The organism is Microvirga subterranea (genome assembly GCF_003350535.1).
Classification (GTDB): domain Bacteria; phylum Pseudomonadota; class Alphaproteobacteria; order Rhizobiales; family Beijerinckiaceae; genus Microvirga; species Microvirga subterranea.
In genome coordinates, this window is sequence record NZ_QQBB01000007.1 from 1 (window position 1) to 15,590 (window position 15,590).

The window sequence follows — 15,590 nt, forward strand, 5'->3', positions numbered from 1 at the left end:
CCATGGCGCGGGGTGGAGCAGCCCGGTAGCTCGTCAGGCTCATAACCTGAAGGTCACAGGTTCAAATCCTGTCCCCGCAACCAACACACAAAAAACCCCCGCCGGTCAAACCCGACGGGGGTTTTTGCTCGTCCAGACAACAAACACCCGCCACCAGGGCAGGAGCCTAAACCACCCCAAGGCTCTGACGCGTCGTGAACTGCTCAAGATGGTCCAACGCTGAACGACACGACTTCGCATGGCGCCATGACGCGCCCGCGAATCGACTGGACAAACGCTCCGGCGTGCTATCCTCTGACGCACCCAACGGGAGGAGCGAGCGGTGAGTGTTCCGTCAAACGATCTTCAGCATTACGTCCGTCTCGCGCCTGTGATTCCCGTCGTCACGATCCACGACGCCCGGATCAGCATCGACCTCGCGCATGCGCTGCTGCGGTCCGGATTTCCTGTGATCGAGATTACACTCCGAACCGCCGCAGCGCTCGACGCCATCAATGCGATCAGCAAAGCGGTACCGGGAGCCGTCGTTGCGGCCGGCACGGTTCTGCACCGCAGCCAGATCCGCGAGGTGGCCGACGCCGGCGCGAAGTTCATCGTGACACCCGGAACGCCCCTGCAACTCGCGGAGGCCCTGAGCGAGGCCGACATTCCCGCGATGCCAGGTTGCTCCACCGTTTCCGAAGCCATGGTGCTCGCGCAGCTCGGGTTCAGCACCCTGAAGTTCTTTCCCGCGGCCGCTTCCGGCGGAGCCGCCTGGCTGAAGTCGGTCCATGGCCCGCTTCCGCACCTGACATTCTGTCCGACCGGGGGCATCGACCTGAAAACGGCGCCGAATTACCTGGCCCTGCCCAACGTCCCCTGCGTCGGGGGAACGTGGCTGACGCCTTCGGATGCCTTGAAGCGCGGCGACTTCGTCGCCATCGAGCGTCTCGCATCCGAGGCGTCGTCGCTGCGCACGGCCACGACCTGAACCATTCCGCGCCGCTTCCGTTGTGTGTGTAGCTCAGCTTGCTCACGTCACGGAGGCTCCCATGGTCGATTACAAGAAACTACTCGATACGGTCGTCGGAGCCCTGAGCAATCCGCAGCAGGGGCAGGGGGGGCTCGCGGGTCTCGGCAGGCAGGTGGAGCAGGTCGCCGGACAATCGCCCGACCAGTTCCTCCAGAAGGCGAAGGACCTCGCCGCCCAGCATTCGACCCTGACGCAAGCCGCCGTGGTCGGTCTCGCCGGCCTCATGCTGACGAAGGGGCGGAAGGGCGGGCTCGCCGGCAGCCTCGCGAAGCTGGGCGGATTGGCCGTGATCGGCGGGCTGGCCTACAAAGCCTATCAGACGCAATCGAAGGCGACACAAGCCAAGAATCAGCCGACTACGCCCGACGCGCTGCCCGCTTCCAGCTCGGCTCCCGAAGCGCAGCCGGACGCCCCAGCTCTCGATCTGCCGGAGAACTCACGATTCCATCCCGTCTCGCAGACGGAGGACGATGCCCTGCTCTTCCTCCGCACCATGGTGGCGGCGGCCGCTGCCGACGGGCGCATCGACGAGACCGAGCGGGCGCGGATCATCAAAGGACTCACCGAAGCCGGCATTGATCCGCAGGCGAGCCGCTGGCTCGACGACGAGATGGCGTCGCCTGCCGACGTGGAGGAGATCGCCGCCGGCGTGAACGATCCGGAAAAGGCCGCACAGGTCTATGCCGCCGCACGCATCGCCATCGATCCCGATACGATGCAGGAGCGCGAGTTCATGAACCAGCTTGCCCTAGCGCTCGACCTGGATCCAGCCCTAAGGACTCAGATCGAAGACACTGCGGTGAGCCTCCGCTGACGTGTCGCGTCGGGACGCGGGCCCTGTTGTGCCGTGCTCAGCAGCCGGAGGGCAGGTTCTTCAGAGAGGCGAGACCCGGCCGAGCGGGCGAATGCTCTGATACTTGACGGTCGTTATCCGGCCGCCGTTCTCATCGTAGCGTTTGGCCAGAATGAAGCCGAGTTCGGGAGAGTAGAGGTCCGTGTGCTCTCCCACGAGCCGGCCGTCCGCGTTCAAGGTGCGGTTGCGGACCACGAGCACGTCATAGGAGCAGGCCCCCAGCTCCAGCCGCTCCTGCCCCGACACCGTGATCTCGACCGAACGCAGGGCGCCAACTCTGTCGGGCTCCGCCGACGCATAGGTCAGGGCCCGCTTGTCCTTGGCCTCGAGGGGAAAGACCGACCGGATATCCGAGACCGGAATGTTGATGCTGCGCGCCGTATCGTCGAATCGGCTGACCGGGAAGAACCCACGGTAGTAGATGACGTCCTGCTGCTTTCCGCCTGAATAGATGTTCCGGACATGCACGAAATGGTCCGAAGCCGGCCGCACCTCCGCACGCGCGCCCTGGCGCTCGAGAATGAAACCGAGCTTGGCAGTCTTCGCATTCGGGCAGTCATCCGCCCAAGCAGGGAAGATGCTGGTCGCGAGAAGAAGAAGGAAAATTGCAGATCGGGTCATCATGAGGATTTCGAAACAAAGTTTCGAATTATCAGAGCGCGTTCCGTAGCACAATGCAACTGCTGGATCAGGGAGGATCGAGCCTGCTCCCGCAGGGCTGAGCTGCGTGCATGCACTGCGGCTCAGATAGAAGACCTGCGAATGCGACGAGCGGTTGATTTCCGCGACGGCAAGGGGTCAAATCGCACCACATGCCTCAATCGGCAGTGAAAAGGACCGAAGAATGGCTGACAGGCCTCACCGTATCACGCCCGAACAGCTCCGCTCCCGCCTATGGTTCGACAATCCCGACAACCCGGGGATGACCGCACTCTATCTCGAGCGGTACCTGAATTTTGGTCTCACCGCCAAGGAGCTCCAGGGCAAGAAGCCGATCATCGGCATCGCGCAGACCGGATCGGATCTGTCCCCCTGCAACCGCCACCATCTGGAGCTCGCCAAGCGCGTGCGTGACGGCATCACGGCCGCAGGCGGCGTCGCCTTCGAGTTTCCATGCCACCCGATCCAGGAGACGGGCAAGCGTCCGACCGCCTGCCTCGACCGCAACCTGGCTTACCTGTCGCTGGTCGAGGTGCTCTACGGCTATCCTCTCGACGGCGTCGTGCTGCTGACGGGATGCGACAAGACCATGCCGGCCTGCCTCATGGCGGCCGCGACGGTCAACATCCCGGCGATCTCGCTCAACGTCGGCCCCATGCTCAACGGCTGGCACCATGGCGAGCGCACGGGCTCGGGCACGGTCGTCTGGAAGGCGCGCGAGCGCCATGCCGCCGGCGACATCGATTATCAGCAGTTCATGGACATCGTCGGCTCTTCGGCCCCGTCGGTCGGGCACTGCAACACCATGGGCACGGCCTCGACGATGAACGCGCTGGCCGAGGCGCTCGGCATGGCGCTTCCCGGCTCGGCGGCGATTCCGGCTCCTTATCGTGAGCGCGGACAGATGGCCTACGAGACCGGCAAGCGCATCGTCGACATGGTCTGGGAGGACCTGAAGCCCTCCGACATCATGACCCGAGAGGCTTTCGAGAACGCCATCGTGGCGAACGCCGCCATCGGCGGATCGACCAACGCGCCGATCCACATCAACGCCATCGCCAAGCATATCGGGGTTCCGCTCGACTGCGACGACTGGGAGCGGGTCGGCTTCGAGATCCCGCTGCTCGTGAACGTGCAGCCAGCCGGCGAGTATCTCGGCGAGGAATACTTCCGCGCCGGCGGCCTGCCGGCGGTGCTTGCCGAACTGATCGGCGCCGGGAAGATCCACGAAGACGCGCTCACCTGCACGGGCACGACGATCGGCGAGAACTCCAGAGGGAAGTTCACCTGGGACCACGAGGTGATCCGGTCCTACGACAACCCGCTGAAGGAAAAGGCGGGCTTCCTCAACCTCAAGGGCAATCTGTTCGATTCCGCGATCATGAAGACGAGCGTGATCAGCCCGGAGTTCAGGGACCGCTATCTGTCGAACCCTGACGACCCGAATGCCTTCGAGGGCCGCGTCGTCGTGTTCGACGGTCCGGAGGACTATCACCACCGCATCGACGATCCGTCTCTCGACATCGACGAGCATACGCTTCTGATCATGCGCGGCGCCGGACCGATCGGCTATCCGGGTGCAGCGGAAGTGGTGAACATGCAGCCGCCCGCCTCGCTGATCAAGCAGGGCGTGCTGTCGCTGCCCTGTATCGGCGACGGACGCCAGTCCGGGACGTCCGCGACGCCGTCGATCCTCAATGCGTCGCCGGAAGCCGCCGCGGGCGGCGGGCTCGCCCTGCTCCAGACGGGCGATCGGATCCGCATCGACCTCAACAAGCGCCGTGCGGACATCCTGATCGCCGATGACGAGTTGCGGAAGCGGCGGGAGGATCTGAACGCCCGGGGCGGCTACGCCTATCCGGCGAGCCAGACGCCATGGCAGGAAATCCAGCGCTCCATGGTCGATCAGCTGTCGGAAGGCATGACGCTCAAGCCTGCGGTGAAGTACCAGAAGGTCGCCCAGACCTTCGGCGTGCCGCGCGACAACCACTAGTGCATCGTGCGGGTCTCCGGATCCGCCCGAACGATGCCCTGACCTGAAAAGAATGCATCGGATCGGCCCCAGAAGTGCAAATCCACTTCTCCCGTCCGATGCTTTAGGCAATCCCGAACCGACACTCTTATCGCGCGAGGAACATCATGGTCGACCGGCTTCGAGGGAAGACGGCTCTCGTCACTGCGGCGGGGCAAGGCATCGGACGGGCCATCGCGGAGGCGTTCCTGCGCGAGGGAGCAACCGTCTGGGCGACCGACCTGAATGCCGAGAAACTCGATGGGCTGGATGGCGCCACGTGCCGCCGGCTCGATGTGCTCTCGGGGAGTGATGTGGAGGCCCTCGTGGCGGAGGCGGGGCCTCTCGACGTGCTGGTGAACGCCGCAGGTTTCGTGCATCACGGCACGATCCTCGACTGCTCCGATCGGGATTGGGATTTTTCGTTCGATCTGAACGTGAAGTCCATGCATCGGACCATCAAGGCCGTGCTGCCCGGCATGCTGAGCAAGGGTCATGGAGCAATCGTCAATATCGCATCCGGGGCTTCGTCGGTCCGCGGCATCCCGAACCGCTATGTCTACGGCACCACGAAGGCGGCGGTGATCGGGCTCACCAAGGCGGTGGCGGCAGACTTCATCAAGCAGGGCATCCGGGCAAATGCGATCTGTCCCGGCACGATACAGTCGCCGTCGCTGGACGAACGGATCCGGTCGCAGGCGGAGAGCTCGGGGCAAAGCGTTGAGGTCGTCCGCAAGGCTTTCATCGACCGTCAGCCGATGGGGCGCCTCGGAACGGCCGAGGAGGTGGCGGAGCTTGCCGTCTATCTGGCGTCCGACGAATCCAGCTACACGACGGGCCAGATCCACCTGGTCGACGGGGGCTTCGCGCTTTGACGAAAAGAGGCGGAGCCGTCCTTCTGTCGGGACGGTCTCCGCTCAAGGCCTAGCTGATGCGAGGCGGGCATCATGTTCCTGCATATGCGAACCGATGGCAGGTAGGCCTGTCCCAGACGGAGAGCGGAAAGGCCACCCCGTCGAATTCCTGAACATTGCCCGAGGCTGGGAGGAGGGTGGCCCGATGGGCTCGTTCTGCCCTGCCGATCCACAGGACCACCCTCTCGTTGCGCCAATCGAGGCGCAAGACCTTGCTGAAATCGGCCGCGGCTCTCTTATACCTGCCAAGGTGGAAGAATAAGATTCCGCGCCCGTAATAAAAATTCAGCAATCTGCTTTTTTTGTAGAGCAATGCACACAAGGGTGCGGATCTGAATATTTTTTGGTCATGAAAATTGAAGGTGACACGAACACCGGAGATATTATGTCTCTTTGTATTGTCCGCCAGGATCATGTCGGTCTCCAATGTTACTGATTGGAACTCAAGTATTCCGGTTTACGAACTGCTGATTTTTTAACTGATTGCGTCTGAGGTATGATTGCCATCCGTCTTCCCAAACGGAAATCGGAAAGCCGCACGACTTGTCGGAAATGCGTAGGAAATGTAGGCTTTCCCTTAAGACGCAAGCTTTTCGGGGGGATCATTGCAAGTCGCGGTGGAGGATGTGCCTCTAGGGAACAACGCGTCGCCGTCTATGGCGGATACCAAATACGACTTTGCGATACACTTTAAGTTACATGAATTGGCATTTGAGCAATTTAAAGGTGCGTCGAAGAGTACGTTTCTTTACGGCAAAACTAGCCGTTCTCCTCCTTGGACCACTTCAGCGCCGGTTGCCATCGGGAGCATCGCCGTGGACTGCTTCTGCCGACGCAGGAGCGCATATGGTCCCTCCTGCGGAGGTGCCGTCCACGTCGGCTCACTTCGGGCGACGGTGAAGACGGGTAGGCGCGTCGCCACGCTCTTCCTCCCACCTGACGGATCGCTTCTCCAGGGAACGGCCGCCGCATGAGTGATCCCGCACGCGGCGCTGCAGGGCGGATCTCCTCATCCCCCTCCCGGAGCGCGGGCAGCGGATCGGCTCTCGATTTCGTTTTCGCATCATCGAGGCTGGACGATCCGGCCTTTGCGACGGTGGCGGGCCTCACGCTCGGTTGCGCCTTCGGGCACATGGGCGAGTACGCTGCCCTCTACAAGCGTACCTACGGCGTCAGCCCGCGCGAGACCCTGCAGAAGAAGCCGAGGGCCTGAGATGACTTGGAAAAGCAGAGCAGTCCCAAATTGGGAGAGCACCGATGCATTCGATGAGAAGGTCCATTCCCTGGGGGGCTTATAATGGATGATCCAGAGCACCCAGGAGACCAGGATGCTCCCTCCAAGCGCAGCAGCCTTATAGCGGACTACTCCTTCAAGACGTCACGGCTCGACGAATTCGAGGACGTTCTTACCAAGCTCCTCACGAGGCATATCCTGACGCCAACCGAACGAGAGGCGCGACTCCATGGCGGGTTCGGCTTCAGCGGATGGAGCGACCTCAGTCATGTGAACATGCACTTCGGCTGCAACCTGTCGGCTGACCTCGCTTCGGAGGCGAGCGACGACCGGATCGGCTTCACGATCGCGACGAGAGGCTCCAGCGAGCTGGTCCTGAGGGGGAAGAAGTTTCCCGTGGCGGGATCGAACGGGGTCACTTTCACGTCGGGTCCGGCACGGACGCTCGTCTTTGGCGACGGATACGAGGGCGAAGGCATCATGATGAACCGCTATAGGATCGCTGATTATTGCGCGAAGCTCCTCGGGCGGGACATCGAAGGGCATGTGGATTTCGACACCCAGTTCAATCTCGACAGCGTTTCAGGACAGAGCTGGCTCCGGCTCTATCACTATGCTTCCGCCGAACTCACCGATCCGATGTCGTTGGCCAGACGATTGCCTGCAGCCAGACAGCAACTGGAGCAGATGGTGATCACCGGCTTCCTGCTCTCTCACCGAAGCAATTATTCCGACGCGCTGCTGCGACCCCAATCATCCGCCGCGCCTCACTACGTGAAGCGGGCGGAGACCTATATCGAGGCCCGTTTCAACGAACCACTGTCCCTGGCAGACATTGCCGCCCAGTCCGGTGTCAGTGCGAGAAGCCTTCAGAACGGGTTCCAGAACTTCCGCCACATGACGCCCATGGCGTTCCTGCGCAAGGTCCGCCTTCAGCACGTGCATCAGGCGCTGCTGAAGGCAGACCCGGCGTTGGCGACGGTGACGGATCTCGCGATCGGCTGCGGCTTCGGCCACATGGGCGAGTTCGCGGCTCTCTACAAGCGCACCTACGGCGTCAGTCCACGCGAAACCCTGCAGAAGAAGCTGAAGGCCTGAGACGCCGTCAACCCGCCGTAGCGGGCTGCTCCACGGCTGACCACGGCGTCTCGGGCACCGGCGTCAGCGGACCCCTGTCGGCGAACCATGAGACCAGGTTGTCGACGACGAGCTGGCCCATCGCCCTGCGCGTATGGACCGATGCGGAGCCGATGTGCGGCAGCAGCACCACGTTGTCCATGTCGATCAGCTCCTGGGGCACGCGCGGCTCGTCCTCGAACACGTCGAGGCCCGCCGCCAGGATCGTGCCGGACCGCAAGGCCTCGATCAGCGCCTTCTCGTCCACCACCGTCCCGCGCGAGACGTTGATCAGAACGCCGTTGGGACCCAGCGCCTTCAGAACCTCCGCATCGATCATGTGCCGCGTCTCGGCTCCCCCGGGGGTGATGACGATCAGGACGTCGCAGGCCTCCGCCAGGCTCGGCAGGCTGGCGTGATAGGAATAGGCGACGCTCTCCTGCCGGTTCCGCCCATAATAGGCGATCTCGACGCCGAACCCTTCGAGACGGCGCGCGATGGCCTTGCCGATGCGCCCGAGGCCGACGATGCCCACCTTCCGCTCGCGCAGGGTCGTCGAGAGCGGGAACGGCGCCTTGAGCCACTCGCCGGCGCGAAGATAGCGATCTGCCTGCGGGATCCGTCGCAGGGTCGCGAGGAGAAGACCGATGGTCAGGTCGGCCACCTCCTCGTTCAGCACGTCGGGCGTGTTGGTGACGATGATGCCGCGACGGCCGGCCTCGGCGGCGTCCACGTTGTCGTAGCCGACGCCGAGACTCGCGATGATCTCCAGATTGGGAAAGCGTCCGATGAAGGCGGCATCCGTACGGCCGGCGACAGCGCTGGCGGCAAGCCCGCGGATTCTGGGAGCGACCTCGTTCAGATAAGCGTCCTTGTCAGCCTGCTCCCAGAGGCGATGCAGGATGAAGTCCCGGTCGAGCGCCTCGATCACGCTCGGCATCATCGGGCCGGCCATCAGAATTTCGGTCTTCGTCATCATGTCATCCTGTCGTGGTGTTTAGCCGAGATGGCAGCGGGAGCCGGCGCCCTTGCGCAGGGCCTGATCGATCGCCTTCGCCTCCTGCTGAAGAGCGGTCTTCACGGTCTCCGGCAGGTCGAGCCAGTGGCAGCCGCGCAGGGCCGCTTCAAGCCCGTAGAGCGCGTTGAGGTTAACCCGGCCCGGAAACATGAACTTCAGCCGGCGATAGACCTCGACCGCTCCGAGCGCGCGCAGGTCGCCTACCGTTCCGATGCCGGCCTCGTCGAGCCAACCCTGCGTGACCGGTCCGATTCCCGGAAGGGTGCTGATGGGGGCGTCGTTCATGCGGATCGGTCCAGTTCCTGATGCCTCACCCGCTCACGATAGAGCAAGTAGAGGCCGGACGCGATGACGATGCCGGCGCCTGCGAATGTCCACGGATCGGGCCAGTCTCCGAACAGGATGTAGCCCAAGGCCAGCATCCAGATGATCTGGCTGTAGATGAAGGGCGACAGGATCGCGGCCGGCGCGCGCGCATGGGCGAGGATCAGGAGCCAATGGCCGAACCCGCCGAACGCCCCTGTCATCGCCAGCAGAAACCAGGTGAGGGGCGTCGGAGGCGCGGTCCAGAACCAGGGCAGGAGCGGGGTCATCAGCACGATGCCGGCAACCCCTGAATAGAATGTGGTGGTCGCCGTCGAGTCGGTCGAGGCGAGCATCCGCGTGGTGATGCCGTAGAAGGCGTAGGCCACGGATCCCGCCACCGAGAGCAGGATGGCCGGATGCATAGCCCCGAGGCCCGGGCGCGTGATCACCAGAATGCCGATGAACCCGACGCCGATTGCGGCGAGGCGCTTCGCCCCAACGTGCTCACCGAGGATCGGCCCGGCCAGCAGCGCCACGAGCAGAGGCGTCGAGAAGATGATCGACATGGTCTCGACGAGCTGGAGAAACTGCAGGGCCACGAAGTTGCAGAAGGTCGACAGGAGGAGCAGGACCGACCGGATGAGCTGGAGCGGCAGGCGGTTGGTTCGGAGCAGGCGCGGCTGCGTCCAGGGATTGATCGCGATCGCGGTCAGGACGAAGGCCGACATGTAGCGGGCCCACACGGTCACCAGGGGGTCGACCGAGCGGTTGAGCCATTTCGCGGTCGCATCGAGGCACGAGAAGCACAGCAGCGCGGCGCACATCAGGGCGATGCCGATCAGGCGCTGTCGAGGAGGGGAGTTCCAGGAGGGGAGGGCGCCGGGCGCGGTCTTGACCATGCGGGCGATGCTAAAGGCATCGCTTGGCGACGGCGAATGTTCCTGACGCACGGCCCGCCTGCGCGTCAGGCAATGCTGGCAGGATCAGGCGGAGGCGGCGAGGGGCGGCTGCTCCTCGGGCGGCCCGAATTCGTCGAGCTCATCGTCGCCCTCGAAACCGGTCTGATCGGCGCCCGTGATGCCCGCGAGGTTCTTGGCCGCCTTGCGCAGGAGCTTTCTCAGGCGCTTGCGGTCCTTGTTGTCGAAGCCTTCGAGAAGCTCCGCCTCGACCTCGTCCCAGAGGGCGTTGATGGCGGCGGCCTTGCGCTTGCCGTCCCGGGTCAGCTTCACGCGCACGATGCGGGCGTCGCCCGGTTCGGTGTGGCGTTCGACCAGCTTCAGGGCCGAGAGACGTGAAACGGTCTTCGATGCCGTGGGCGGGCGCACGCGCAGGATCGCCGCCAAATCGCCCATGGTCATGGGACCGGAATTGGCAAGCGCCTGAAGCACCTGCTCCTGGCCGGCGAAGAGCCCGAGCTCGGAGAGCTTGTCGCCGGTGCGGCTGCGATGGAGGCGGGAGGCCTGCACCAGAGCCCAGCCGACGCTTTTCACGGCAGGATGCTTGACCTCGTTATCCATCCGCTTCCCCCGATGCTCGCAGCTGCGGTGCCGACACTCTGAACAGGAACTCGTGACAGTTCGATGACAGAGTGACACAAAACGAACGAAGCCGCCTCAGGTCTCGGAGGAAAGCGCGCTTTCGTGCCAGCGCCGCAGGGCGAGATGGCTCAGCGCGGAGAGCAGGAGGAACAGCGCCACGCCCGTCAGGGCAAGGAGCACCAGGGCCGCAAAGAGGCGCGGGATGTTCAGGCGGTACTGGCTCTCGATGATTCGATAGGCCAGGCCCGATCCGGCCCCCGCAGAGCCCGCAGCCATCTCGGCCACCACGGCCCCGATGAGCGAGAGGCCGCCTGCGATCCGCAGGCCCGCGAGAAATGGCGGCAGGGCCGCCGGACGGCGCAGGATCCAGAGCGCCTTCAGGCGCGACCGGAGCCGGCTCCGGACAGTCTGGGAGGGGGACGTCCCATAGAGGTCGAACAGTTCGAGAAGGTTGCGGTCCACGGACTGCAATCCCAGCATCGTGTTCGACAGAACGGGAAAAAAGGCGACGAGCCAAGCGCAGGCCAGCACGGCGGCGTCCTGCGGCATGTAGATGAGCAGGAGCGGCGCGATGGCGATCACGGGCGTGACCTGCAGCACGACCGCGAAGGGATAGAGCGAATATTCCACGATCCGCGACAAGCTCAGCAGCACGGCGAGCGCCACGCCTCCGACGACCGCGAGGCCGAGGCCGAGGATCGTGGTCGTGAGGGTCGTGAGCAGGGATCCCCACAGGAGCGTCCAGTCGGCTACCATCGTGCGGGCGATGAGGCTCGGCGCCGGTAGGATGTAGGGCGGAACGGCGGCTGCGCGGACATAGCCCTCCCAGGCGCCGATGCCGGCGAGGAACACCAGGGCCGGAAGGAGGAGCCGCAGGGGATCGATGCGGCGCGGGCGCTTTCCTTCGGAGGGCTGCGGGCGGCTCGGCCGGCTCATGCGGCGTCTCCGGTGGCTGAAGCGGCCAATGCCTTGGAAACGGTGCCGCAGAGCTCCGCATAGCCGACACTCGTGCGGAAATCCGCATCACGCGGTGCCGACGCTGCGCCGGGAATCTCCGCGATGACCCGTCCCGGGCGCGGGCTCATGACCAGAATGCGCGTCGACAGATAGGCGCTCTCGTAGATCGAGTGGGTCACGAACACGACGGTGCACCCGAGATCCCGCTTCAAGCGCAGGAGATCGTCGTTCAGGCGGAAGCGGGTGATCTCGTCGAGCGCCCCGAAAGGCTCGTCCATCAGCAGCAGGCGCGGCCTGAGGCTGAGCGCCCGTGCGATCGAGACGCGCATCTTCATGCCGCCGGACAGCTCGCGAGGATAGGCTTCGGCGAAATCGTCGAGGCCGACCAGCGCAAGGCTTTCATGGATTCGCTTCATCGCATCGCGTCGCGACACGCCGCGCAGCCGAAGCGGCAGCCAGACGTTGTCGGCCACGTTCGCCCAGGGCATCAGGGTCGGCTCCTGGAACACGAAGCCGATCTCGCTCCGGTGATCCGTTGCCTCGGCGCCGGCCCATTCCACGGTGCCGGAGGTTGGTTTCGCAATCCCGGCGATGAGCCGGAGCGCCGTCGACTTGCCGCATCCGGACGGGCCGACGAGCGAGAGGAACTCGCCGGTGCGGATTTCGAAGCCGAGATCGCGCAAAGCCGTCACGCCGTTGGCGAAGACCTTGCTGACGCCCTGGAGGCGAAGGAGAGTGGCGGGAGGCTCCTGCATGGGGCGCGGCAGCGGCCGCTTCTCCTAGCGCTTCAGATCGAGCCCGACGCCCTTGTTCACGAACCGGAGCGTATAGGCGCGTCTGTAGTCGAGGTCGGCCTTGAACAGGCCGGCCTTCACCATCTTGTCGAAGAAGTCCTTCATGCGGGCATCCGTCATGGCGCCGATGCCGAGTTTGGCCGTGTCGCCGGAATCGACGATGCCGTATTCCTTCATCTTGGCGGCCGAATAGGCCAGGAGCTCGTCCGTCATCTCCGGGTTGTCGCGCTTGATGAGCGCCTTCGCCTTCGTGTTGTCACCGTAGAGATAGTTGTACCAGCCGATGGTCGACGCATCGACGAAGCGCTGCACCAGGTCCGGGTTCTTCTCCACCACCTCGCGCCGGGTCTCGACAGTGGTCGAATAGGTGCTGAAGCCATGGTCCGCGAGCAGGAACACGTTGGGCTTGAAGCCGGCGGCCTTCTCGATCGTCAGGGGCTCGGACGTCACGTAGCCCTGCTGAACGGCCTGCTTGTCGGCGATGAAGGGAGCCGGGTTGAACCCGAAGGGCTTCACCTGCTCGTCCCTGAAGCCGAACTCCACCTTCATCCACTGATAGAAGGTGGCGAAGCCGTCTTTCGAGAGAAGGATGTCATTCGATTTCTTCAGGTCCTGGAACGTGTCGAGACCCTGGCCCGGGTGGCTCAGGAGGACCTGCGGCTCCTTCTGGAAATGCGCCGCCACCACGATGGTCGGAATGTCCTTCTCGACCGCCGAGAAGGCCTGGATCATGCTGCCGCCCATGTAGAAGTCGAGCTTGCCGACGGTCATGAGCATGCGGTTATTGGCCCGCGGCCCGCCGGGCACGATGGTGACCTTGAGGCCGTATTTCTCGTAGGTGCCGTCCGCGACCGCCTGGTAATAGCCCCCGTGCTCGCCCTGGGCGATCCAGTTCGTCCCGAAGGTCACCTCGGTCAGGGGCTGCTGGGCCTGGGCGCTTCCTGCTCCCACCCCGAAGCCGATCACCAGGGCTCCCGCCAAGCGCACACGCAGCGTCATCCGCAGCCATCCTTCATCTGGCACCGCCGTCAATCGGCGATGCCAGCTTCTGCGCGCTCCGAGAGAGCTTGGCAAGATCCGGAGCGGAAGGGCCCGCTCCGGCGGTGGTCAGTCGATTGACCAGGGATAGGTCCAGGTTTCCGTCAGGGTCCGGTTTCCGGCCTTAAGGAAGGCGCGCAGGTCCGTCGACTGGCCCGGCTCCAACTTCACGTCGATGGCGGCCCGGAAACCCTTGGTGTGGTCGTTGGGAACGATGAAGGTGTGGGTGATCGTTCCGGCGGAGGTGGAGGGCACGATCTGCACCAGGCCCGGATCGCTCATGTAATAGGGCAGGTTTCCGCCAGCGAAATCGATGATGAAGCGGCGGTGGGTCGGGTCGCTCGGCGCGTTCGAGCCGCTGGCGCGGGGAGGGGCCTGGAACGTGTTTACGGCCTTGCCGCCCGGATGCATCCCGCCGACCGCGGCGACCGCGCGCAGGCGGTAGGCGATGTTGACCTCCTGGCCCGGCTCGTAGGGTCGGCTCGGCTTCCAGTACGCCACGATGTTGTCGTGGGTCTCGTCGGGAGTGGGGATCTCGACGAGCTCGACCCGGCCCTCGCCCCACTGGCCGATGGGCTCGACCCAATAGCCGGGCCGCTTGTGGTAATAGGCCTCGAGATCCTGATAGTTCTCGAACACCCGGTCGCGCTGCATCAGGCCGAAGCCGCGCGGGTTGTTGTCCTGGAAGGACGAGATCGCCTTGCGGGTGGGATTGCGCAGCGGGCGCCAGATCCACTCGCCCGAGCCGGACTGGATCAGCAGGCCGTCCGAATCGTGCAGCTCCATGCGAAAATCGTCGGTCTGGTGCCGGTCGTTCTCGCCCTCGAAGAACATGGACGTGAGGGGTGCGAGTCCCACATTCGCCATCGTCTGTCGCGGGAACAGGGTGGCGGTGACCTCGATGGTCGTCTCGCGGGACGGGTAGATCTCGAAGCGATAGGCGCCCGCCACGGAAGGGCTGTCGAGGAGTGCGTAGACCGTGGCCCGCTCCGAATCGGGTTTGGGCATCTCGACCCAGAATTCCCGGAAATGAGGGAATTCCTCCGCCTCTCCGCCTTCCACGTTGACCGCGAGCCCGCGCGCCGAGAGGCCGTATTTCTGGTCCGCCCCGAGGAAGCGGAAGTAGCTCGCTCCCAGGAAGGCGATCACCTCGTCGAACACTTTCGGGTCGTTGAGAGGATAGTGCAGGCGGAAGCCCGCAAACCCCAGGTTGACCGGCAGGGGGCGCTCGATCCGGTTCCGGCCGTAGTCGAACAGCTCCCGCTGGTAGGGAATCGGGTTCGGAACCCCGTCCCGCAGGACGTTCACGGTCACCGGGCGCTGATACAGGAAGCCGAGATGGAACAGCTGCATCCGCCACTGGCTGCCGCCGCTCGCCAGCAGCGCCCGGTCTGGCCGGAAGCGGATATCCCGGTAATCATCGAAGCTGAGCCGGTTCAGCGGCTCGGGCAGAGGGCCCGACGGCGATTCGTAAGGCGCTGCCGCCAGGTCGCGCGCGCGACGCACCACGTCCTCGAGGCGGAACGGCGTGGGGGCGGGGGCTCCGTTCTGCTGCGCCCAGGCGGGCATCGCAGCAGTGGCCAGCAGGCTTTGCAGGAGGGTTCTGCGGGACAGAGTCGTCATGGGGGCGAAAACTGTTCTTTCCTGGAAGGAATCGGGCCGGAGCGAGGCTTGGCAGAAAAGGCCGGAGCCTGTCTCCTTGGGCTCGCACCACTTAATGGAAGCTGAACGCTGAAGGCAGGGGAAAAGACCGGTTTCCCCTGCTCAAAAAATCCTGAAAAGGGTCACAAAAGGTCTTGTGATCCGGAGCCATTAAGCCTATTTGAGTTTTGCCCAATTTCGCACGTGCCTGTGGTCGCGTGCCGGTTGGTGGGCATCCGGACAAGAGGCCGGACAGCCGCCCGAGAGCGCCCTAGCTCTCGATACCCCTAACCGGCAGCCGGAGGCGAAAACCGGCGCACCTCGTTCTCAACGGGGGACGCGACTTAAAGCAACGACGAACGGGCTTTTTTGGTCTCGTTGGCCCTCCAAAGGTCAACACCGAAGAGGCTTGTTTATCATTGCCAGGCGTGCGGATGGAGTATCCCCATCCAATCCAAGGCAGCATCGTCGGGTGAAGAGCCCATCGCCGCTACTCGT

General features: G+C 64.2%; 16 protein-coding genes and 1 tRNA gene. 7 read left to right on the plus strand and 10 right to left on the minus strand.

What is annotated here, in order from left to right:
* Positions 1–6 precede the first annotated feature (6 nt).
* The 3 genes from DES45_RS17460 (at position 7) to DES45_RS17470 (ending at position 1,826) form a co-directional block, all read left to right on the plus strand.
* Positions 7–83: transfer RNA gene (locus DES45_RS17460), tRNA-Met, on the plus strand.
* Positions 84–322: 239 nt separating this feature from the next.
* Entirely contained in the window at positions 323–970 is a 648-nt protein-coding gene (eda, locus tag DES45_RS17465; RefSeq protein ID WP_114771328.1) for a bifunctional 4-hydroxy-2-oxoglutarate aldolase/2-dehydro-3-deoxy-phosphogluconate aldolase, read from the plus strand.
* Between the two features lie 61 nt (positions 971–1,031).
* The gene (locus DES45_RS17470) at positions 1,032–1,826 is read left to right on the plus strand and encodes a tellurite resistance TerB family protein (protein WP_114771329.1); all 795 of its coding nucleotides are present in this window, start codon (positions 1,032–1,034) and stop codon (positions 1,824–1,826) included.
* A 60-nt stretch (positions 1,827–1,886) separates the two neighbouring features.
* On the opposite strand, the gene DES45_RS17475 is transcribed toward DES45_RS17470, so the two are convergent.
* Positions 1,887–2,489, minus strand: a complete 603-nt coding sequence (locus tag DES45_RS17475; protein WP_114771330.1) for a hypothetical protein — start codon at positions 2,487–2,489, stop codon at positions 1,887–1,889.
* A gap of 220 nt (positions 2,490–2,709) precedes the next feature.
* Between DES45_RS17475 and DES45_RS17480 the strand changes: the two genes are divergently transcribed.
* Positions 2,710–4,518 (plus strand): IlvD/Edd family dehydratase, encoded by a 1,809-nt coding sequence (locus DES45_RS17480; RefSeq protein WP_114771331.1) that lies wholly within the window; start codon positions 2,710–2,712, stop codon positions 4,516–4,518.
* 146 nt (positions 4,519–4,664) lie between these two features.
* Positions 4,665–5,411 carry an SDR family oxidoreductase gene (locus DES45_RS17485; protein ID WP_114771332.1) on the plus strand — a complete coding sequence of 249 codons (747 nt, stop codon included), beginning with the start codon at positions 4,665–4,667 and terminating at the stop codon, positions 5,409–5,411.
* 70 nt (positions 5,412–5,481) lie between these two features.
* On the opposite strand, the gene DES45_RS17490 is transcribed toward DES45_RS17485, so the two are convergent.
* Positions 5,482–5,865 (minus strand): tetratricopeptide repeat protein, encoded by a 384-nt coding sequence (locus tag DES45_RS17490; protein ID WP_114771333.1) that lies wholly within the window; start codon positions 5,863–5,865, stop codon positions 5,482–5,484.
* Between the two features lie 555 nt (positions 5,866–6,420).
* On the opposite strand from DES45_RS17490, the gene DES45_RS17495 reads away from it, so the two are divergent.
* Positions 6,421–6,663 (plus strand): hypothetical protein, encoded by a 243-nt coding sequence (locus DES45_RS17495; protein ID WP_114771334.1) that lies wholly within the window; start codon positions 6,421–6,423, stop codon positions 6,661–6,663.
* A gap of 84 nt (positions 6,664–6,747) precedes the next feature.
* Complete coding sequence (locus DES45_RS17500; protein WP_114771335.1) at positions 6,748–7,782, plus strand: helix-turn-helix domain-containing protein; 1,035 nt, start codon at positions 6,748–6,750, stop codon at positions 7,780–7,782.
* Between the two features lie 7 nt (positions 7,783–7,789).
* Here DES45_RS17500 and DES45_RS17505 read toward each other — a convergent pair whose 3' ends face one another.
* From DES45_RS17505 to DES45_RS17540, 8 genes are all read right to left on the minus strand, one after another.
* On the minus strand, positions 7,790–8,776 hold the full coding sequence (locus DES45_RS17505; RefSeq protein WP_114771336.1) for a 2-hydroxyacid dehydrogenase: 987 nt from the start codon (positions 8,774–8,776) through the stop codon (positions 7,790–7,792).
* A 21-nt stretch (positions 8,777–8,797) separates the two neighbouring features.
* Complete coding sequence (locus tag DES45_RS17510) at positions 8,798–9,103, minus strand: TfoX/Sxy family protein (RefSeq protein ID WP_114771337.1); 306 nt, start codon at positions 9,101–9,103, stop codon at positions 8,798–8,800.
* The gene (locus tag DES45_RS17515; protein ID WP_114771338.1) at positions 9,100–10,023 is read right to left on the minus strand and encodes a DMT family transporter; all 924 of its coding nucleotides are present in this window, start codon (positions 10,021–10,023) and stop codon (positions 9,100–9,102) included. Before DES45_RS17515 ends, DES45_RS17510 begins: the two co-directional genes overlap by 4 nt.
* An 84-nt stretch (positions 10,024–10,107) precedes the next feature.
* Positions 10,108–10,641 carry a MarR family winged helix-turn-helix transcriptional regulator gene (locus tag DES45_RS17520; RefSeq protein WP_114771339.1) on the minus strand — a complete coding sequence of 178 codons (534 nt, stop codon included), beginning with the start codon at positions 10,639–10,641 and terminating at the stop codon, positions 10,108–10,110.
* A gap of 96 nt (positions 10,642–10,737) precedes the next feature.
* On the minus strand, positions 10,738–11,598 hold the full coding sequence (locus DES45_RS17525) for an ABC transporter permease (protein ID WP_114771340.1): 861 nt from the start codon (positions 11,596–11,598) through the stop codon (positions 10,738–10,740).
* Complete coding sequence (locus tag DES45_RS17530; protein WP_114771341.1) at positions 11,595–12,374, minus strand: ABC transporter ATP-binding protein; 780 nt, start codon at positions 12,372–12,374, stop codon at positions 11,595–11,597. The genes DES45_RS17525 and DES45_RS17530 overlap by 4 nt, the downstream gene beginning before the upstream one ends.
* Positions 12,375–12,398: 24 nt before the next feature.
* Entirely contained in the window at positions 12,399–13,412 is a 1,014-nt protein-coding gene (locus DES45_RS17535; protein ID WP_173945221.1) for an ABC transporter substrate-binding protein, read from the minus strand.
* Positions 13,413–13,520: 108 nt separating this feature from the next.
* Entirely contained in the window at positions 13,521–15,074 is a 1,554-nt protein-coding gene (locus DES45_RS17540; RefSeq protein ID WP_114771342.1) for an OpgD/OpgG family glucan biosynthesis protein, read from the minus strand.
* Positions 15,075–15,590 lie beyond the last annotated feature (516 nt).